Raw genomic sequence first — 19,599 nt, 5'->3', positions numbered from 1 at the left:
CTGGCCTCGTACCGCTCGGATCGGGTGGTAGGGCACCAACAACAACCACGGCACCTCTGACCGTCGGTGACGGCGGCAACCCGCAGCCATCGGCTTTGGCCGGTCAGGAGCCCTATCGCCCTAACCAGGTCAGGAACCGCGTCCGCTCTTCACCGCACTGACCATCACTGGAGGAGTGGGTGTTGTCTGGGGTGAAGGTGGAGCCATACGGCTCGGAGCTGAGCGAGCAAACCTCTCGGACGGGCTGGAGAGCGTAGTAGCCGAACGCGACCAGTGCCACGACGGCCAGGGCAGACAGAAGGTGGCGGCGGGCTATCGGCGAAGGCATCACGTGATCCTCCCGATATTTCGCAACGGGTCTCTGCCGCCTTTCTGAGGTTCCCCAGAACCTGCTTCTGGGCAGGGGAGTTGGGCTGACAACATGGTGAAGCCCCTGGTAGACGGGTCTTCGACCAAGAGAACCGTCTCCACCAGAGGTTTCACATGCTGGTCTACCCGTCGGGCGTCGACGTGTCCAGCCCTGCCCTCCGTTTCCTCACCCAGCAGTTGAGGCGGCACCGCCGCGAGATCGGCTCACGCTGGCGGCGTCTGAGCGCCGGCCGCCAGGCCCTGCTCACACTCGCCCACCTGCGGGTGGGCCACACCTATGCCCAACTCGCGGCAGGGTTCGGCGTCGGCACCGCGACGGCCTACCGCTACGTCACCGAGGCTGTCGAGCTCCTAGCCGCTCTCGCCCCCAGCCTGGCCGACGCGGTACAGAGCGCGTCAGCGACGGCGTACCTGATCCTGGACGGCACGCTCTTGCCCTACCCGGGTTCAGGCTGCACGGTCCGCGTCCCACGCTGGGGCCGGTGGGAGACCCTTTCCGCAGGCCAGAAGGCGGTGAACCGATCTCACGCGAAGATCCGGGCACTCGTCGAGCCCGGCCGTCCTCACCCTTCATCTGACCAGCTCAGAGCGAGGATGGAAAGGGCTCATTGATCATGATGTCGTGTCAGCCGGAAGATGCCTCAAGAATTTTTTGCCAACCATGAGGCAACCGAGAGGCAGCGCAGGGTTTCTGACGTCTCGCGTCCCCCGATCGATTGGAGACACGGGATGAAGGCTTATGGAGGGGACGACCGTCGGTTTCGGCCGACGGCGTCGGTCCGCCTGTCCGGCTGGGTTCCGGCTGCGGCATTCCTTCTGACCATGACGACCTCCTGCACCGGCACGGCGCCGGGGGACGGTGCCGCCGCGGCCTTGAAGCCCGGCTCGGCCGGGGTGGGTGACCGGCTGTTTCCCGCGCTCGGCAATGGCGGCTACGACGTGGCGCATTACGGACTGACTCTGGATTACGTGCCCGAGACCAACCGCCTGAAGGGCACGGCTGTCATCACAGCCCGCGCTACCCAGGACCTGAGCCGCTTCAACCTTGACCTGTCAGGACTGCGGGTACGCCTGGCCACGGTGCAAGGCGTGAAGGCCCAATATTCGCGTGAGAAGGACGAGTTGCTGGTGACACCGGCGAAGCCCGTCAAGGACGGTGACACCTTCAAGACGGTCGTCACCTACGACGGCACCCCCCGCACGATTGAGGACGACGACGGAGGCCTGGAGGGCTGGATAGAGACCGATGACGGCTCGACCGCCCTTGGCCAGCCTGCCGGTTCCATGACCTGGTTCCCGGGGAACCACCACCCTTCGGACAAGGCCACGTACGACATCACGGTCACCGTGCCCAAGGACGAGGACGGCGATCCCTACGACGTAGTCAGCAACGGCGAGCTGATCGCAGAGGAGGACAGGGGTGAGACAGTGACCCGGCACTGGCGCACCAAGGAGCCCATGGCCAGCTACCTCGCCAACGTCTCTGTCGGCTACTTCGAGGTCGCCCAGGGCTCGACCGACGACGACCTGCCTGTCTACGTCGCCATCGACCCCGAGGAGTCCGAAGACGCCGCAGACGTCAAAGATCTGGTATCCGAGATCGTCGGCTGGGCGAGCGAACGCTTCGGTCCCTACCCCTTCTCCTCCACCGGCGCCATCGTCGACCACCTGCCCGAACTTGACTACGCCCTGGAGACCCAGACCAAGCCCTACTTCGATGAGGCGCCGGACGAGACGCTGCTTGTCCACGAGTTGGCACACCAGTGGTTCGGCAACTCCGTCACCCCACGCAAGTGGAAAGACATCTGGCTCAACGAGGGCATGGCCACCTACGCGGAGTGGCTCTGGGAGGAGCAACAGGGCGGCAGGAACACCGACGAGATCTTCGAGGACTTCTACGACGGCACAGATCCCGAGAGCGAGGGCATCTGGGCCTTCCCCCCGGCCGATCCGCCCAGCGCGGCGCGCGTCTCCGACCCGCCCGTCTACGGGCGCGGCGCCATGGTCGTGCACAAGGTGCGCGAGGCCGTCGGCGACAAGACCTTCTTCGACATTCTCCGCACCTGGAACCGACAGCACCGGCACGGCAACGCCGACACCGGCCAGTTCATCGCCCTGTGTGAAGGCAGGTCCGGGAAGAACCTGACGAAGCTCTTCGATGTCTGGCTCTTCAACAAGAAGAAGCCGTCCCGGATGCCATGAGAGAGATCCGAACTCTGGAGGAAGCCCTTCCGCGGGTGGGTACACCAGCGTGATCTCGCGGTCATGGAAGGTCAGCATGGGTGGATGCTCGCTGCGACACTCGCCGCCGGTCTTGACGCGTGGTTGCGGCTGCTGGCCCTGCACGACATCGACGATCTGGCCGACGCCGAGCCGGACACCATGCGTTTCTGCCGCTACCACCTGCCCGCCCGCCTCGCCGACCACGCTCGCCGCCGTCGGCTGCGGACCGAGCGGACCTGGCCCTGGGAAGGAGTTCACCACCTGTCGGCGCCGGGCTGACCACCCTGCCGGCCATCACCTGACCGGGTGCAACGCCGCCCCGGCAGTACGCACTGAACTCCTGAAGCCGCCGGGGAGAATCCGCGCACGGGCCAAGGCGCCGGACATCGCGGGTGCAGCGAAGATCGCCTGCACACTCGACGTGAGCGTGGTCCGGTACCCACAGGAGGGGTGACCCCGGCACACCGGGATCACCCCTCCTATCGCCTCACCTGTACGTCAGTCGCAGTCGCGCACCTTGATGGTGTAGATGCCGCGGCCGTGGGTGGCCGCGTACAGGACGCGGCCGTCGGGGCTCAGCTTCAGCTGGAGTACGCCGACGGCCGGCAGGGAGCCGACGCGCTGCCAGGTGGTGTGGCCCGGGGCGCGGTAGACGACGCCGAGGTCGGTGGCGACGGCGAGGCCGCCGTTCGGCAGGACGACCGCCGAGTTCGTCGGCACGTCGGGAAGGTTCGCCGAGACGTCCTTCCAGGTGGTGCCGCCGTCGGTGGACTCGAAGACGTGGCCGACGCCCGCGCCGGGGCCCTCGGTCCAGTGCCGGGAGAAGCCGTTGACGGCGAGGAAGACGTGGTCGGCGTTCTTCGGGTCGACGGCGAAGCCGCTGAGGTAGCGGTTGGGCACGGTCCCGTCGGCGGGCAGGGTGATGTCGTGCCAGCCGGTGCCGTCCGCGTTGCCGACCGAGATGCCGCGGGCGAAGCCCTGGTTGTTGCAGGGTCCGCACCAGGCCGCGTAGACCTTGCCCCCTGAGGCGGCCACGGCGGTCGCGGTGCGCCCGGCGCCGAGGTCGTACAGGCTCTTCCACTCGGATCCGCTGCGGATGGCGTAGCCCTTGGTCTGCACCCAGATGTGCCGGCCGCCCGCGATCCAGGTGTTGCTGTCCTTCGCGTCGGCCGCGAGCGGGGCGATGAAGCGGGCCTCGCTGGTGGCGTTGTCGGCCGGCGCGACGTTGTACGACGTGGCCTTGCTTGCGTCCGTGGACCAACTGCCGTCGTTGACCGCGCAGTTCTGCGTGATCTGAATCGCGAGATAGACGTACTCCTCGGCGATGTTGCAGCCGTTGGCCGGGTCGGTGAGGGTGTCGCCGCCGTCGCCGCCGAAGTTGGAGCCCATCACGGTGTCGTTGCTGCGCAGGACGGACTGGCCGTTGTCCTGCAGCCCACCGGTGACGGACACGCCGCCGTGGTCGAGGTCCTTGCCGACGCCGACCGAGTAGTACTGGAGGGTGTCGATGGTCCCGTCGTTCAGCGAAGTCCAGTCGGTGGCGTGCCCGGAGGCATCCTGGGAGCCGCTCACCGGCCGCTTGTAGACACCGCCGTCGTTGCCGACGTACACGAAGTTCTTGCCGTGGTAGCTGCCGATCGCGACGCCGTGCTGGTCGGAGTGGGTGGTGGGGTTGCAGTCACCGGTCTGCTTGGCCGGGTCGATCGACCAGCAGGAGAAGTTGAAGTTCCAGTACGGGCCCACGGTCGACCAGCTGGAGCCGCCGTCCTTGGACTCGAAGACCTCCTCCAGGCCCGCGTACACGTGCTTGGGGTCGTTCGGGTCCACGGTCAGGAACTGGTTGTACCAGGCCTGCACGCCCGGCATGAAGCCGCTGGAGGTCAGCGCCGAGCCGTCGGCGGCCAGCTGCTTGTAGTCGGCGACCTTCGTCCACGGCCCGAACGGCGAGGCGGCGCTGTAGATGCCCTGAAGACCGCTGTCCGGGTTGGACGCCATCTGCTCGGGCGACTGGTCGATGGCGTAGTAGCGCGAGCCGTCGGCGGCGCGGGCGAAAGTGACCGTGCCGACGTTGTCCGCGTCGGTCGGCAGGTCACCGAAGCCGCTGGTGATCCGCGTCCAGGCGCCGCTTGCGTCCTTGGTGTAGAAGCCGTTGTAGTCGTCACCGCTGCGCCAGCCGACCGCGAGGATCACCTTCGAGGGGTCCTTGGGGTCGATCGCGATGTCGTTGGTGATGTTCTTGTAGGCGGCCGACGGGTCGCTCGCCTTCGAACCGCCCGGCAGATAGCCGGGGTTGGGCGCGTACTCCAGCTTCCAGGCGCCCTTCAGGGTCTTCGTGGAGTGGCTCCACACGCCCTCGCTGGTCGCCGCCCACACCTTGCCGCCGCCGAACCGCAGCTGGCGGATGGTGGTGGACTCCAGTTCGTCGCCGCCGACCCGGCTGCGGGCGGAGAAGCTGCCGTGGTGGGGGTCGGACAGCACGTACACACCACTGCCGAGGTACGCGTCCGCGTTGGTGTTCGCCTCGCCGGTACCCAGCCACAGCCGGCCGGCCCCGTCCAGCGCGAGCGCGCCGGTGGACTGCGACGGCAGCTTGTCGCTGATCGGCTTCCAGTGCCCGCCGCCCCGCTTGGACCGCCAGACGCCACCGCCCGCGCTCCCCGCGTACACGTACCCGTCGTCGTCGGCGGCGATCGCCGCCATGCGACCGGTCACGTTGCCCGAGCCGCCGCTGGAGTTGGAGTCGATGTCCCGGTAGCGGGAGTCGTCGGAGTTGTACGGCAGGTCGGTAACGCCCTGCCAACGGCCGCCGGTGTTCGGCAGGTTGGTCAGACTCGTCCACGCGGCACCGTACGCGCCGGGGGCGACAATGCCGGGCGAGGTGCGGGCCTCGGCGTACTGGTCCGCGCCCTCGGCTATCTCGTCCGCCTCGTTGCCGTCGTCCCCGTCCTCGCCCTTCAGGCTGGGGCTCATGGCGCTGACCGACTGCTCGCGCTGGGCGGCGAGTCGCGCGAGGGTGCGCGCTCCGAACGGGCTCTTGCCCTTGCCGGCCGCTGCCCCTGCGGGGGTCGTGACAAGCGCGGCGGACGCGGTGATGGCGCAGATCGTGAGCCATCGTCTCTTACGGGTTGGTGCTGACACCAGATCCTCCGAAAACGGGTGGTCGTACAGCCGTCGTGGAGAACCAGATCACTGGCCACAGAAGGCGTCCGGTTTTTGGACAAGTCTTTGACCGGAACCTGCCACCAGCGACATGGTGGCTGTGGCTCTGATCGAGGTTGGCCGCGAAAGTGGTGTCGTCGCCGGGGCAGGCTTGGGCGGCGGCTTCTGGGGCCGCTTCACCGGCCGTGAGCGGGGGGTCTGTCCGGCGGCCGGCCGCCGGACAGACCGGGTCGGCTGTCGGTCAGGGGCTGTCCTCGCCGCCTTCGGTGCCGCCGTTGGCCAGCCACTGCGCGTAGGCGATCGCGGCAAGACGGGCCGAGAGGGCGTTGTCACGCGCGGTGGCGGGCGTGACGGCGGTGGTGCCGGCGGCCGCGGTGAGGCCCGAAGTCGGCGTGTACATCGCCTCGTTGAAGACCGAGCCACTGGGGGCGGTGGCGACGGCGAACACGGGATGTGCGGTTGCGCCGGAGAACGACGTCGAGATGTAGTCGCCCACCATGGTGCCCTGCGTGGTGCTCGCCAGCCAGGAGTGGGTCATCGGACCGGCCAGCTGGGTCGGCGCCGTCCAGGTGCTGCCGCCGTTGGTCGAGGAGACGTAGCCGACGTCCAACTGGCAGGTGGAGGCAGTGCAGTTGGCGGTGGGGTGGTAGTAGTACGTCAGCGCCAGGTGCGCGGTGCTGCCGGAGGTGGCGGGGTCGACGGCGAGGCCGGGGATGAAGTGGTCGACGGTGCTGCTCGTCGCGTCGATCGGGATGCGGGTCACCGACGACCAGGCGGTGCCGTTGGTGGTCGTCGCCATCACGATGTCATTGGAGGTGCACGAGCCCCCACTCGCGCGGAAGCGGCAGTCCTGCCAGACGACGTACACCTTCCCGGCGGCGTCGATCTCGGCGGAGGGCAGCGGGCCGCTGCGCAGCCCCCCGCCCACGGTGAACGTACTGACCGTGGCCACGGTGCGGGCATTGGTCCAGGTGCTGCCGCCGTTGGTGGAGGTGAAGGCGCGGATCGCGGTCTCCGAGGCGTTGGCGATCGGGACCACCACGGTGCCGTTCGGCTGGACGACGGGCTGCCCGCCCAGGCCGGTGGCGTTGTTTCCGGTGTTCTTCGAGGCGCCCCAGGTCAGTCCGCCGTCGGAGGAGGTGGTCATCTTGATGCGGTCGCCGTCGCCGTTGTTGTCGTACTCGGTGTAGCAGTTGCCGTAGAAGGCGCTCGTGGCGGTGTTGTCGCAGACGATCCAGTTCTTGTCGAGGTTCGAACCGGTCGCGGTGACCACGGGGTTGCTCCAGGTCAGTCCGCCGTCGGTCGAGCGGCTGGTGAAGACCTCCGGTACGGCGACGGAGGAGGTGATGGGGATGGTGGAGATCAGCCAGGTGTGGTGCTTGGCGTCGTAGGCCACCGACGGGTCGCTGACCCGCTGGAAGGTGCCGCCCGCCTGCGTGGTGATCCCGGGCAGGAATCCCTTGGTCCAGGTGGCGCCGCCGTTGCCTGAAGTCGCAAAGCCGACGTTGGAGGAGCCGCCGTCGTTGAACCGGCCGACCTGGAAGGCGGAGACGATCGTCGAGCCGTAGGAGAAGGTGTCCGGCTCGACCTCGGTGGCGTGCTGGCTGGTGGAGTTGGTGTAGGGATCCGTGCTGATCTGGGTGAGCGCGGGCGCGGCACTGGCCGTGGTCGTCGACAGGGCCAGCGCGCCGGCGGCGAGGGCCGCCGTCACCAGGCCGGGTCTCGCCAGTCGGCGGAGCAGGGATGCCAGAGACATGATCCGTTCCCTTTCGCAGAAGGGGCACGTCCGGCATCGGTGCGCCGCGGAGTGGGGACGGGAGGATGCCTCGTACACGTCCGCGCCATCAGGGGGGCGGAGCCCAGCCGGACCGAACATCGTGCAGGACGTGCTGAGGGACGCCGACACTCTGCTGCGCCTACATGATCATGTCAACACATACAACCCCAATACCCCCCGAACCAAAGGGAATTGACGTCCCTTTGACCATCACCAGGACCCTCAACGACAACACGGCCGCGCCCCTCTGAGGCGCGGCCAGTTGCCGCCCCCTCCCCTCCCCCACGCGGCCACGACCGCGGGTCCACCCGGCCGCATCCGACCTGTCGCTGCACCTCCCGGTACGGTTCGGCGACGGATTCGGGCCCGGTGACCTGGGCCCGTACCGCGAGCGGCTGCAGTCGCTGCCTGGCCAGCGAGGACGGCCACTCCCAGCTCACCCTGGAGAACCACGCCCGGGTCGGCAGAAACCGCACGGAGATGAACGCCGCGGTGGAGGAGAACCTGCGCAGCACCGCCACCGAACTACGCGCGCCGGCCGCCTCGCTGCACGACCGCGTGCGCGTCGCGGAACAACTGGGGGCGCCACGGGACCACCGGGAGACCCTGAGGTCCCGGGCCCGGCTCGCCGACCTGCTGGTCGAGTTGAGGGAGGCCCGCGACCGGGGCGTGCCCGCGAACGAACAGCAGGGCGCGCTCCGCACCGCGGAGACGCTCATGCTGCACACCGCCCCCATGATCGACGGCAGGGGCCAGTGGTACTTCCGCTCCTACAGCAGGCGGCCGGGGGAGTCGATGCACGAGTCCCACGCGGAACTGCTCTCCGACCATGCCTCGGCCGAGGCGAACCCGTTCACCCTGGTCGTCCTCCACGGCCACGCCGTGTCCGCGCCCGAGCACCGTTTCCTCCCGTTCGAGGCATCCGGTGACATGGCGGACAGCGCGGGCTACAAGCTCGACCACCTGGCCGAGCACCTGGTCCGCACGGGCCTGTGGAACCTGGCCCACGGGCTGCCCCTGCCGACGACCCGTCTGACCGGCCACGCCGACGGCCGCGCACCGCACCTCGACCGGGACCGCACCACCGCCATGGCCACCCGGGTCCGCGACGAACTGCTCGTCCGCATCGCCGCCATCCTCCGCGACCGCGCCGCCGCCGTCACCGCCGAAGCCTTCACGATCTCCGTCTCAGCCGGGCTCCGCCGCGACAACGCCCCGAACCGAGGCCCCGAGGTCACCTTCGACGTCGGCCACTGGCGCACGCCCCCGACCGACGACGAAGCCCCCACCACCTACCGACCCTGCACTTCGCCGGGACAACCGGGGTGCAAGTGCCTTGCAACCGGGCTTCGAAGACTGGGTGTCATGACTTCGAGCAACACTTCCGACTCCACCGTCCACCCCTACACCCGCGAAATGGCGATGATCCACCAGGTGTTCCGCCGTGAGTCGCGCCTGCTGGCCGAACTCGTCCAGGAGGTGCGTCCCGCCGACACCGCCCGCGCCCGGATCCTCGCGGAGCACTGGCGGCAGTACGCCGTCGGTCTGCACGCGCACCACACCGGCGAGGACGAGATGCTGTGGCCGGTGCTGCTGCCCCACCTGGACCTCGATGCCGAACAGGTCCTGGCGATGGAGACGCAGCACCGCGAACTCGACGAGGGAATCGCCGAGGTCCAGGGGCTCATGAACCGGTGGGAGGCACAGGCCCTGCCCGAGGACCGTGACGAGCTCGTCGAGGCGCTGCACAGGCATCGCCGGCAGCTGTGCGCCCATCTCGACGAGGAGGAGCGGGAGGTCATGCCTCTGGCCGCGCTCCACGTGACCGAGAAGCAGTGGCATGCGGTGGGCGAGCGGGGTCTGGCCGAAACACCACGGAACCGGCTGATGATCGCGCTGGGCGCCATTCTGGAGGACACCCCGCCCGAGCAGCGGCAGGAGTTCCTCGCCGGGCTGCCCCTCCCGGCCCGGGTGCTGTGGAAGCTCCTCGGGCAGCGGCAGTACCGCCGCGAGACCGACAGGATCCGCGGCCGCCGTACGACCGGTTGACGCGCCCTCCCGGTCCGGCCGCCCACCCCGATTGCCCACCCTGCCCCGCCCTGTACCGATCGAGGAACTCCCACCGATGCGCATCGGATTCTCCGTCCCCCAGTTCGGCCCGTTCGCCGACCCCGACCGCACCGCCGGGATGTGCGCGGCGCTGGAAGCTCTCGGCTGCCACAGTCTCTGGGCGGCCGACCGGCTCCTGGCGCCGCTCACCCCGCCCGAGGGCTATGTCGGCGGGAAACAGATGCCCGTCCGGTACGGCACCCACCTCGACCCGCTGCTCGCCCTGGGCATGGCGGCCATGGCCACCGATCGGGTCCGTCTGGGCAGCAGCACGCTCAACGCCCTGTGGCAGCCTCCCCTCGTGCTCGCCCGGTCACTGACCACCCTCGATCTGATCAGCCACGGGCGCCTGGACGTGGGCATCGGGATCGGCTGGATGCGCGAGGAGTACACGGCCGCCGGGGTGCCGTGGCGGGGCCGCGGAGCGCGGCTGGAGGAGACCCTCGACGTCCTCGACGCCGTATGGGGGTCCGATCCGGTCGTCCACACCGGCCCCCTGTGGACGATCCCCGAGTCGACCGTCCTTCCCAAACCCGTCCAGGGCCCGAGGCCGCCGGTCCTGCTGGGCGGCTTCACCCCGCCCGCCCTGGAGCGGGTCGGCAGGCGCGCGGACGGCTGGCTGGGGGCCTCGATGCCGCTGCCGTATCTCCACGGTCTCTGGGCGGTCGCCGTCGAGGCCGCCGAGGGGGCGGGGCGGGATCCGGCGGGACTGCGCCGGGTGTTCCGGGTGAACCCGGAGGTCACCACGGCCGAGGCAGACCCCGCGGAGACGTACCAGCGCGGGACGGTACGCCAGATCTGCGACCATCTCCGGATCATGTGCGAGGCCGGGACCGACGAGGTGCTCGTGGATCTCCAGCTGACGACGGACTCGCCGGAGGAGTTCCTGGACCTCGCGGCGGCCTTCCTGGCCGAACTGGCCTGACCTGCCCGGAAGGGGTACGTCTACGCGGGCGCCGCCGGCAGTCCGGCCAGGGCGGTCCGCGCCGCGTCCGCCCAGTGCGGGGAGCCCCACGCGGCCGCCACCCGCGCGGCTTCGAGGTAGTGCTGCCGGGCCTGTTCGGGGCGGCCCAGGAACCGGGCGAGTTCGCCCAGGGTCTGCGCGACGGGCCGGAAGACGATGCTGAGGCTGCTCGCGCCGGCCGCCAGCCCGTGCAGCGGAAGCAGGTCCTGGTACACCTCGGCGGCCAGCGCCCTGTCGCCGAAGGCGACGGCGGCCGTGCCGCGCACCGCGGCCAGGGTCGAGTAGGCGAAGTCGCGCCGGAGCGGTACGCGTCGGCCGAGAACGTCCCGGGCCTCTTCGGGACGGCCCGCGGCGAGCAGCGCGAGTGCGGTGAGGGATTCGTTGTGCGGCTGGTAACGCTCCCACACGGCGAGCAGTTGGGGCAGCAGCTCGGCGAGGCGTCCCTGCTGCAACCGCATGCACCCGATGCCCAGCGCGGCCAGGCCGCTGACGTCCACCATCCCTCCGGCCCGCAGCGCCTCCACCGCCGTTCCCAGGGCCTGTTCCGCCTCCTCGAAGCGGCCCTGGGCCATGGCGAGCATGGGGTGCCGCAGCCTGGCCACCGCGAACGCGCCCCGGAGCTCGTAGGTTTGGGCGATGTCGTCCGCACGGCCGAGGCAACGCTCCATCTCCGCCGGGTCGTTGCGGCCGGCGGCGATCCGGGCGGCGGCGTAGGAAGCCATCCAGGAGTACTCGGGGCTGTCCTGGGAGTCGGCGACCTCGGCGAGTTCTCGGTAGGCCTCCCGGTAGGCGTCGGGTACGAGGTCGCAGTCGAGCCGGCGCAGCTGCGAGGTGAGCGTCAGGCCCCGCAGCCGGGGCTCGCCCACGGTCCGGGCGAGCGCCACGGCCTGGTGTCCCACCGCCGTGGCCCGTGGATCGGTGTCGTCGAGGGCGTCGGCCAACTGGTCGAGGAGCAGGCACCGTTGCCGGTCTGTCAGGCCCGGGCTCTCCAGCAGCTTCCCGAGTTCCTCGACGGCCTCGGGGTCGGACTCCGCATAGGCGCGCACGCGCCAGGGCGTCGGTTCCGTCCAGGTCGTGTAGGCGGCGGTCAGCAGGTCGGCCCGGGCGACTTCCCGGGCCACCCGTACGGCCTGCTGCTGCGCCTCGCGGGCGGGGACCACGGCCCCCATCCGGATCCGGCAGTCCACGAGTTGGCCCAGCAGTGTCACCCGCAGCAGCGCGACATCCTGGTCGGTGAAGGCCTCGGGATGGCCGGCGAGAAGGTCGAGGGCCGCGTTCAGGATGGCTTCGGCGTTCTGCGGGGCGTAGCGGCGTACTGCCTGCTCGCCCGCCAGCATGGCGTGGTGGACCGCGGGCCCGGCGTCGGCGTTCACGACCGGGGCCGCCTGGAGGAGGTGGTGGGCGGTGGTGGCGACGTCGTCCGAGCCGAGGGCGATCAGGCCCCGGCCCAGGCGGGAGTGCATCCGGGCCAGCCGCAGCCGCGTGAGGTCGCCCGCCAGAGCGTCCCGCACCAGGGCGTGGGTGATGCGGACGGTGCCCGGACGGGGCTCGGTGAGCAGTCCGGCGGTGACACCCTCGTCCAGGGCGTCGAGAAGCTGCTCGGCATCGCTGTCCGCCGCGTGGACGAGAAGGGCCACCGAGGCCTCGCGCCCGGCGACGGCCGCCAGCCGCAGTCCGGCCGTGACGGTCGGCGCGAGCAGGGCGAGCCGCCGCCGCAGCACGTCCTGTACCCCTTGCGGGACGCGGGCCAGGGCCTGCTGCTCGCCCTCGCCCGCCAGCAGGAGCGAACTCTCGCGGAGGTAGAAGGGGTTTCCCCCGGCCCGTTCGGCCAGCGCCGTCGCGGCGTGCTCGCTCATGCCGGCCGCGCCGCGTCGTAGCAGTTCCTTCGCCTGGGCGTCCGACAGCCCGCCCATCGCCAGCCGTACGGGCGAGCAGACGGCCAGCCGTGCCAGTGCCCCGGTCAGATCGCCCTCGCCGGTGCGGTACGAGCCGACCAGGAGCAGCGGTACGTCGCGCAACTGCTCGGCGCAGAGCAGGAACAGTTCGACGCTCTCCTGGTCGGCCCGGTGCAGGTCGTCCAGCACGATCGCCAGCGGCCGCCGCACGGCCGTGTCACTCAGCCAGCCGAGCAGCGCCTTGTGCATGCGGAAACGCCGGGCCGGGCTGCCCTCCGGCTGCTCGGAACCGCTCGCGGTGCCCGGAGCCAGAAGCGGAGCGAGCTCTTCGGCGTACGGCCCCGGTGGTGCGGCTTCGGCCAGGACCGGCAGCATGTCGAACCAGGCCCGGCCGGGCGGGGCGCCGTCCGTCTCCGGGCACTGCCCGGACCCGACCAGCCAGCCCTGCCGGGGCAGTTGCCGGATGCCGACCTCCAGCAGACTCGACTTGCCGATACCGGCCTCACCCGAGACCAGGACCACCTGGCTCCGGCCGCCCCGGGCCCGGTCCGCCGCGGCGGCCAGCTCCGCCAACTCCACGTCACGGCCCAGGAGCCGGTCCGCCGCCAGCACGGTCGGCGCCCCGCGTCCGGCGGCCGCCACGGCGGTGACCACCTCGGCGCTCGCGCCGGTCGCGGCCGAAGCCCCGGTCGCCCGGTGAAGCACATCCAGCCGCTGGTGCAGCAGGGCCTGTTCCAGCTCCAGCAGGGCGGGCCCGGGCTCGATCCCGAGATTCTCGTCGAGGACGCGCCTGGCCCGCCGCAGCGCGGCCAGGGCATCTCCCTGACGGTCGCGAGCCCACAGGGCCAGAGCCAGCAGCCGCCACCCCTCCTCGTGCAGCGGCTGCTCCCGGGTCAGCGTGCCCGCGTCGGCGAGGGCCTGGGCGGCCTGTCCACAGCGCAGCCGTGCCGCGGTGAGCCGTTCGCGGGCGGTGCGGTGCACCTCCTCCAGACGTGCGCGCTCGCCGGCGGTCCACGGCTCGTCCGAGAACTCCGCGTACGGCTGCCCGCCCCAGGAGGCGAGCGCCTCGGCCAGGCCCTCGGCAGCGACATGGGCAGGCAGCTCGGCCGCCGTGCAGGCCGCCACCCGGTCCTCGAACACCCAGGCGTCCACCGCGTCCTGCTCCACGGCGAGGGCGTAGCCGTAGGGCGCGCTGACCAGCAGCCGCGCAGGGGTTCGCGGCGCCCGTTCCGGTTCGAGGACGCGCCGCAGACGCGCGATGTAGACCTGAAGCGACGGCTGCGCGCTCGATGGGGCACGTGTGGGCCACAGCCGTTCGATGATCCGCTCCGTGGGCACGACGGCCCCACGGGCGAGCAGCAGTTGGGTCAGAACCATCCGGGCGAGCCGCCCGCCCGGATCGACCACACAGCCGTCGACCTCGACCTGGAACGACCCGAGCACTTTCAGTGTGACCATGACATGGGAATCGTAAGCGTCGTCGCTGCACGGCCCACCGCGACGCCCGTGCCGCGCATCACGCACACTGTCCGAACTCTCAGGTCAGGTGGCCTTTACGGCAGGTTCGAGGATCGCCACGCACTCGACATGACGAGTCATCGGAACGACATGGAGCGCATCACGGCACGGCTACAAGGACCCGACCGTGCCGTGAAAGCCCCGGATGGCCAGCGACAGTACGGGCCGGCGGTGGGTGAGGAAGGACAGGGCGGGGGCCGGCGCGGCCTCCACCCGGGTGCGGCCCACCGCCGGCCGGCCGTGCAGGCGCAAGGGGACACGGCATGTGGTTCCGTCGGGCAGCTCCTGGACCAGATGGGCGCGGGCCGGCAGGCGAAAGGGCAGACGGAGCATGTCACGGTGCACGGCACGCACCGCAGCCGTGCTCCCGGTGCCGGTCAGTTCGGAGCGGGTGCTGTCCGCGTCCTTCTCCAGAGTGATGGTGCCCAGCTGTTTGGGAATTCCCCAGAGGGTGCGTCCGCCGACCAGCGCCTGCTCGTTGTCGACCCAGGCGGCGACCGTGCTGGCGGCCAGGCGGCCTCGGTGCCGGACGGCCAGGGCGACGAGGAATTCCCGGTAGGTGAGGACACCGCCCGGCTGGTAGTCGACCCAGAAGGTGACCAGCGTGCAGCGCTTGCGGGCCACCCATGGCCGGACCCCGCGCGGGAGCGGCCAGGCCGGCAGCTCGGCCTGGGGGACCTGCCACACCGAGCTGATCATGTCGCCGGTGAGATGCCACGGGGAAGGGGGAATGCCGTGCGGTGCCGGCGTCATGTCGTCACCCGGCCGCGGAGTTCGGCCTCGTACGGGCTGCGGACGGCGGCGTCCGCGTCCTGGGCGATGGCGTCCGTGCCGAGGAGCGCGTCGATCATGTCGCCGGCCCGGTGCGGCAGCAGGGCGGTGAGCGACAGCAGCCGGGCCGCGCGCGGTACGAACACCTGCGGGCGAGGCCGTCGAAGGACGCCGGCGACCGCGTCGGCCACCTGCTCGGGCCTCAGGGCGGGCAGAACGCAGGGGCGGACACCGGCTGCGGCAGCGGTGTGGACCATGTACGGCAGGATGGCGGTGACGTGGACGCCGTCGACGCGCAGTTCGCGGTGCAGGCTCCGGGACAGGGCCAGCACGCCGGCCTTGGTCGCGCTGTAGGCCGCGAAGCCGGGCAGTGGCTTGACGGCGAGCACGCTGGCGACGTTCACGATGTGCCCGCCGCCCTGGGGGCGCATCCGCAGCGCGGCGGCGCGGCAACCGTGCACGGTTCCGGTGAGGTTGACCTGGCAGGCATGGGCCAGCAGACCGGCTTCCTGATCGTCCAGCCGCCCCAGGGGGACGACCCCGGCATTGTTCACCCACACATCGAGCCGCCCGAAGTGGGCCTCGGCGGCTCCGGCGAGTTGCTCCGCGGCTTCCGCACGGGCGATGTCCACCTCCATCAGGGCATGTTCTCGGCCGAGTTCGGCCGCGGCTCGGTGCAGCCGGTGTCCGTCGACGTCGCCGAGCACGAGCCGGTAGCCGTCGCGGGCGAGCCGTCCGGCGATGGCGTGCCCCACCCCGCGTGCTGCTCCGGTGACGACAGCGACCGGTGGCGGGCCGGTGTCGGTGCCTTCCTTGCGCGGCCCGCGCGGCGAGCGCCAGTTGCTCTTATCTACCTGCACGTCCCTCCAACGATGCCGGTCCCGGTCCGTCACCGCAGGAAAGGAGGAAGGCAGCCAAGCCTCGTCGCGAGGACGACACAGCCCGTGCCGTGTGATGGTCCGATCAATCTGATGGCCGCCACCTGGTCGCGCCATGATCGTTGGGTCAGGGCGTGATCAGAAATGTCGATCGTCCGACCAGAATGACGGGGCGCACGAGCAAGCTCCGATTCGCCCTGGCTCTTGCGCCCTTGTCCATCGGCGGCACCGCCCTGCTGGCCGGAAGCGCGCAAGGTGCCGTATCGATGGCCTTCGCGGGCCAGGTACCGGTCACCGTGCACGCCGCGCGGGTCTCCGGGTCCGGCCTGACGGCCTCCCCGGCGGGATCCGGCCGTGGCGGGCTGCTGCCGGCACTGGCGACACGCATGGAACGCGCTCGCGTGGACGACGCCTGCGTCACGTCCACCGCTCAACTGCCCCTCGTCGGGGCAGTGACGGCGGTCGTCCACATCGACCGGGCCTCCGCCACGGGGCTGACGGTGGAGGCGGGCCGAGCCACCGCGCGATCCGTGTCCGTCTCCGGTGCCGAGTTCAGCACCCCGCAGGTGTCGGTGGCCCGGCCCACGGGTCTGTTCAGCATCGGCGCGAGCAAGGTCAGCGGCCGCGAAGTCAGCACCGAGCCGCGGGCCTTCACCGCCGGGACGATCACAGCCAGTGGAGTCACCATCGACCTCCACCAGGGCGAGGGCGGCTGCGCGCGGGAGGAGCACCGGTGAGCGCCGCAGTCGTCACCGATGGCTGGTCGAGGTGGCGGGAATGGCGAGGAAGCCGCCCGTTCGCCGCCGGGCTGTTGCTGGCTCTGGGCGGGCTGGAGATGATCTGCGTCTCCTGGAGCGGCCTGGGGTTCCTGCGGCTCACCGGCACCGCGGGCGCCGCGTCGTGGACCTTGGGTGCGTTGTTCGCCGTGGCCGGGCTGACGACCTGGCAGAACCCGCCCCTGCGCTACTTCGCCGGAGTTCTCTCCGCCGTCCTGTCCCTGGTCAGCCTGATGGCCGCCAACCTCGGCGGCCTCCTGCTCGGCTTTCTGCTCACCGCCGTGGGCAGCGCCCTGGCCCTGGCCTGGGTCCCCCAGCAGCCCGCCGCCGCTGAAGAGGAGGCGTGAGATGAGCCGGTCCGCCATGCCGCGCGCCCGTTGGGGGTCCGTCCACCACCGCGGCGGTGTCCACGACCCCGCCCTGCGCCACGGGTACGAGATGTGCCGGCGCGCCACCCGCTCCACCGGGGAGATCGAGTACGCCGTCTCGCTGCTGCTGCCCCCGCCGCTGCGGCTCGCCGTCTGGGCGCTGTACGGCGCCGTGAGAGCCGTCGACGACCTGGTCGACACGGTCGGCACCGAGGCCGGCGAGGCTGCCGCCTGCGTGGGGCGGGCCGAGCGGCTGGAGGCATGGATCGCGGCGTTCGACGCGGACCTGCGTGCGGGCGCCGGCTCCGACCCGGTCCGGCTTGCCCTGATCGACACCATGCTGAGCTGGAACCTGCCGCCGGAGTTCCTGCACACCCTGTTCGAGGAACTGCGCCAGGACGTTCACGGCCGGCACTTCGCCACCTGGGGTGAATGGAGGCGTTACAACGCCCTGATCAACACCCCGCTCGTGCTGCGGACCGGCTCGTTGCTGCTGCGGGCCGCGGGCCTGCCCGCCGAACCCGAGGCCATCGCCACCGCCGTGCCCGGAGCGGCCGCGGCCTGGCAGACCGCCGTCGACGCCGTCTACCTCACCGACGCGCTCGTCGACCTCGCCGACGACCTCGGCCGCGGCCATGTTCCGCTGCCCCAGGAGGCCCTGGACGAGGCCGGCGTCCGGCGCACGGACCTGCTGAAGCGGCGCAGCACCCCGGCCTACGAACGCATGGTGCGCGAGCTGACGGTCCGGGCCCGCGGCTGGTTCGACCGCACCCCTGTCCCGCCGGTGCTGCACCCGGCCGTGGGCATCGCACTCGGCACCTACACCGACCTGTACCGGCTACGGCTGGCCGCCGTCGCCCGCGATCCCGCCGGGCTGCTGCACCGCAGGCCCGCCCTGCCACGGTCCGCCCGTCTGCGGCTGCTGCCGCTCGCCCGCGCACGCGCCGCGCTGGCCTGCACCCTGTTCCCCTTCACCGTCGTGACCGCCTCGGCGACCGCCCCCGCGCCACCGCCGACCGGCCCGGCCATGGGTCCCGCCGACGAGACGAGACCAGGCGAAGCCCGGCGGCAGCAGGTCACGGCACCGACGCCTCACCCGTCCGGCGCCCGCCCACCCGAGGTGCCCACCCATGCGATGCCACGCCACGTCGCGATCGTGATGGACGGCAACGGCCGCTGGGCCACGGCCCGCGGTCTGCCCCGGACCGACGGCCACCGCGCCGGCGCCGACGCTCTGATCGACGTGGTTCACGGCGCCCTGGAAATCGGCCTCGAGTACCTGAGCGTGTACATGTTCTCCACCGAGAACTGGAAACGCCCCGCCGACGAACTGCACTCGCTGATGCACGAGATCCCGCAGTGCCTGCGCCGGCTGTTGGACGACAGTCGCGGGCTGAATGTGCGCCTGCGCTGGGCCGGACAGCGGTCCCGGCTGCCCGCGGAGGTCGTCGACACCCTCGTCGAGGCCGAGCAGGCCACCCGCGACTGCAGCGGGCTGACCGTGACAGCGTGTGTGAACTACGGCGGCCGCGCCGAGATCACCGCCGCCGCGGCGCGACTCGCCCGCGAGGCCGCCGCCGGACGAATCGACCCGGCCTCGCTCTCCGAGCACTCCTTCGCCCGCTGTCTGCACGTCCCCGAACTCCCCGACGTCGACCTGCTCCTGCGCACGGGCGGAGACCAGCGCACCTCCAACTTCCTGCCCTGGCAGGCCGCCTACGCCGAACTGCTCTTCCTCGACACCTGCTGGCCCGACACGGACCGTCGCGACCTGTGGCGGGCGATCGAACAGTACGCACACCGCACCCGCCGCTACGGCGCCGTCCCTCGCGTCCCCGCCCCCGCACCGGCGCCCGCGTGAGCGGCTCCGCCATACCGGTCTACCGCCGCACGATGATCTTGCCGGTGTTCCGGCCCCGCAGCATCCCCAGGAACGCGTCCACGATGTGTCCGAACCCGTCGACCACCGTCTCGTCCGGAGCGAGCCGGCCGCTCTGCAGATGCGGTACCGCGAACTGGTACAACTCCTCCTGCAGATCACGGTAGTTGCTGACGTTCACCGGTCTCGAAGCGCCAGCCCGCGCTGGACTCGATCTGCCACAGCCAGGCGCCGGCGTCCTGGTCCGTGAGGGCGCCGACGGGGAGATGGCGGCCGGTGGACCAACCGCCCTGCGAGGAGCGTTCGAAGCAGCCGCGCCCCTCGTGTCCGTGGGCGGCCCGGCCGAGCGGGACGACCTGCTCGCGGAAGGCGGCCTGCCGCCAGCGGCATTCGGCGAGCCAGTTGTTGTCGGCCCAGTGCAGGGTCAGGCCGTCCGGGCGGCCGCCTGCGTCGGTGATGCCGCCGAGGGTCAGGGTGGTCACGCTCTCCAGCCGGAGCGGTGCGCCGCCCTCGTTGACCAGACGTACCCGGGCGCGCAGGAAACCGGCGCCCGGAGTCGTCTCCAGCACGACGTCTGCGGCCAGTTCGGTCACCGGGTCGGCCAGCCTGATCGTCGTACGCTCGCGGCTTGCGTCCTTTGCCGTCTCGTGGCCGCGGTAGGCCAGGCGCTCGCCGATGGCCGTCTCGACGAAGCGTTCGCCCGACCACAGGCGTCCGTGGCCGGTCGCGGTGACCTCGACGAGGGGGAGGAGGGCGGCCCAGTCCTGGTCGGGCGTGCCCAGTCTGACCGAGCCGGTTTCGTCCAGGAAGGCGTGCAGGCCGAGTTCCGGGTGCGACCAGACGCGGGATCTCTCCACTGTTGCGACGTCGGGCGTCAACGCTCTCCCCTTCCAAGGCTCTTCCGCGACGGTTC

The 19,599-nt window shown here is 71.1% G+C and carries 13 protein-coding genes and 2 pseudogenes; 8 read left to right on the top strand and 7 right to left on the bottom strand.

Features of this window, described 5'->3' with window-relative positions:
* Positions 1-483 precede the first annotated feature (483 nt).
* The 3 genes and pseudogenes from ACWC1K_RS07665 to ACWC1K_RS07655 form a co-directional block, all read left to right on the top strand.
* Positions 484-921, top strand: a pseudogene (locus tag ACWC1K_RS07665) (helix-turn-helix domain-containing protein); the annotation flags it as partial.
* Between the two features lie 270 nt (positions 922-1,191).
* The gene (locus ACWC1K_RS07660; protein ID WP_450829325.1) at positions 1,192-2,571 is read left to right on the top strand and encodes a M1 family metallopeptidase; all 1,380 of its coding nucleotides are present in this window, start codon (positions 1,192-1,194) and stop codon (positions 2,569-2,571) included.
* Positions 2,572-2,655: 84 nt separating this feature from the next.
* Entirely contained in the window at positions 2,656-2,871 is a 216-nt protein-coding gene (locus ACWC1K_RS07655; protein WP_450829324.1) for a hypothetical protein, read from the top strand.
* Positions 2,872-3,090: 219 nt separating this feature from the next.
* Here the strand turns inward: ACWC1K_RS07655 and ACWC1K_RS07650 are convergent, their stop codons facing one another.
* Positions 3,091-5,730: a glycosyl hydrolase gene (locus tag ACWC1K_RS07650; RefSeq protein ID WP_450829323.1), complete on the bottom strand. Its 2,640-nt coding sequence runs from the start codon at positions 5,728-5,730 to the stop codon at positions 3,091-3,093.
* A 262-nt stretch (positions 5,731-5,992) separates the two neighbouring features.
* Positions 5,993-7,507, bottom strand: coding sequence for a sialidase family protein (locus ACWC1K_RS07645; protein ID WP_450829322.1), 1,515 nt, complete (start codon positions 7,505-7,507; stop codon positions 5,993-5,995).
* A 390-nt stretch (positions 7,508-7,897) separates the two neighbouring features.
* Here ACWC1K_RS07645 and ACWC1K_RS07640 point away from each other — a divergent pair, with 390 nt between their 5' ends.
* Positions 7,898-9,577, top strand: coding sequence for a hemerythrin domain-containing protein (locus tag ACWC1K_RS07640; protein ID WP_450829321.1), 1,680 nt, complete (start codon positions 7,898-7,900; stop codon positions 9,575-9,577).
* A 76-nt stretch (positions 9,578-9,653) separates the two neighbouring features.
* The gene (locus ACWC1K_RS07635; protein WP_450829320.1) at positions 9,654-10,562 is read left to right on the top strand and encodes a TIGR03619 family F420-dependent LLM class oxidoreductase; all 909 of its coding nucleotides are present in this window, start codon (positions 9,654-9,656) and stop codon (positions 10,560-10,562) included.
* A gap of 20 nt (positions 10,563-10,582) precedes the next feature.
* Here the strand turns inward: ACWC1K_RS07635 and ACWC1K_RS07630 are convergent, their stop codons facing one another.
* The 3 genes from ACWC1K_RS07630 to ACWC1K_RS07620 form a co-directional block, all read right to left on the bottom strand.
* Complete coding sequence (locus ACWC1K_RS07630; RefSeq protein ID WP_450829319.1) at positions 10,583-13,954, bottom strand: BTAD domain-containing putative transcriptional regulator; 3,372 nt, start codon at positions 13,952-13,954, stop codon at positions 10,583-10,585.
* Positions 13,955-14,125: 171 nt separating this feature from the next.
* Positions 14,126-14,767 (bottom strand): acetoacetate decarboxylase family protein, encoded by a 642-nt coding sequence (locus ACWC1K_RS07625; RefSeq protein WP_450829318.1) that lies wholly within the window; start codon positions 14,765-14,767, stop codon positions 14,126-14,128.
* A complete protein-coding gene (locus tag ACWC1K_RS07620; protein WP_450829317.1) occupies positions 14,764-15,645 on the bottom strand; it encodes an SDR family NAD(P)-dependent oxidoreductase in 882 nt (293 codons plus the stop codon). The genes ACWC1K_RS07625 and ACWC1K_RS07620 overlap by 4 nt, the downstream gene beginning before the upstream one ends.
* 182 nt (positions 15,646-15,827) lie before the next feature.
* Between ACWC1K_RS07620 and ACWC1K_RS07615 the strand changes: the two genes are divergently transcribed.
* The 3 genes from ACWC1K_RS07615 to uppS are packed head-to-tail and all read left to right on the top strand — an operon-like array spanning position 15,828 to position 18,668.
* A complete protein-coding gene (locus ACWC1K_RS07615) occupies positions 15,828-16,400 on the top strand; it encodes a DUF6230 family protein (RefSeq protein ID WP_450829316.1) in 573 nt (190 codons plus the stop codon).
* The gene (locus ACWC1K_RS07610; RefSeq protein ID WP_450829315.1) at positions 16,397-16,786 is read left to right on the top strand and encodes a DUF6114 domain-containing protein; all 390 of its coding nucleotides are present in this window, start codon (positions 16,397-16,399) and stop codon (positions 16,784-16,786) included. Before ACWC1K_RS07615 ends, ACWC1K_RS07610 begins: the two co-directional genes overlap by 4 nt.
* 1 nt (position 16,787) lies before the next feature.
* Positions 16,788-18,668 carry a polyprenyl diphosphate synthase gene (uppS, locus tag ACWC1K_RS07605; RefSeq protein ID WP_450829314.1) on the top strand — a complete coding sequence of 627 codons (1,881 nt, stop codon included), beginning with the start codon at positions 16,788-16,790 and terminating at the stop codon, positions 18,666-18,668.
* 19 nt (positions 18,669-18,687) lie between these two features.
* Here uppS and ACWC1K_RS07600 read toward each other — a convergent pair.
* Both ACWC1K_RS07600 and ACWC1K_RS07595 read right to left on the bottom strand, forming a co-directional pair.
* A pseudogene (locus ACWC1K_RS07600) lies at positions 18,688-18,846 on the bottom strand (NADP-dependent oxidoreductase); the annotation flags it as partial.
* Entirely contained in the window at positions 18,845-19,564 is a 720-nt protein-coding gene (locus ACWC1K_RS07595; RefSeq protein ID WP_450829313.1) for a hypothetical protein, read from the bottom strand. The gene ACWC1K_RS07595 and the pseudogene ACWC1K_RS07600, both read right to left, overlap by 2 nt.
* Positions 19,565-19,599: the final 35 nt, after the last annotated feature.

The sequence above is a fragment of the Streptomyces sp. NPDC001492 genome, assembly GCF_053597275.1.
This window is presented reverse-complemented; position numbering and strand designations above follow the sequence as displayed.

Coding starts and splice junctions, on each gene's coding strand:
- ACWC1K_RS07660 (WP_450829325.1), top strand. CDS start 1,192: ATGACGACCTCCTGCACCGGCACGGCGCCGGGGGACGGTGCCGCCGCG.
- ACWC1K_RS07655 (WP_450829324.1), top strand. CDS start 2,656: ATGCTCGCTGCGACACTCGCCGCCGGTCTTGACGCGTGGTTGCGGCTG.
- ACWC1K_RS07645 (WP_450829322.1), bottom strand. CDS start 7,507: ATGTCTCTGGCATCCCTGCTCCGCCGACTGGCGAGACCCGGCCTGGTG.
- ACWC1K_RS07635 (WP_450829320.1), top strand. CDS start 9,654: ATGCGCATCGGATTCTCCGTCCCCCAGTTCGGCCCGTTCGCCGACCCC.
- ACWC1K_RS07630 (WP_450829319.1), bottom strand. CDS start 13,954: ATGGTCACACTGAAAGTGCTCGGGTCGTTCCAGGTCGAGGTCGACGGC.
- ACWC1K_RS07625 (WP_450829318.1), bottom strand. CDS start 14,767: ATGACGCCGGCACCGCACGGCATTCCCCCTTCCCCGTGGCATCTCACC.
- ACWC1K_RS07615 (WP_450829316.1), top strand. CDS start 15,828: ATGACGGGGCGCACGAGCAAGCTCCGATTCGCCCTGGCTCTTGCGCCC.
- uppS (WP_450829314.1), top strand. CDS start 16,788: ATGAGCCGGTCCGCCATGCCGCGCGCCCGTTGGGGGTCCGTCCACCAC.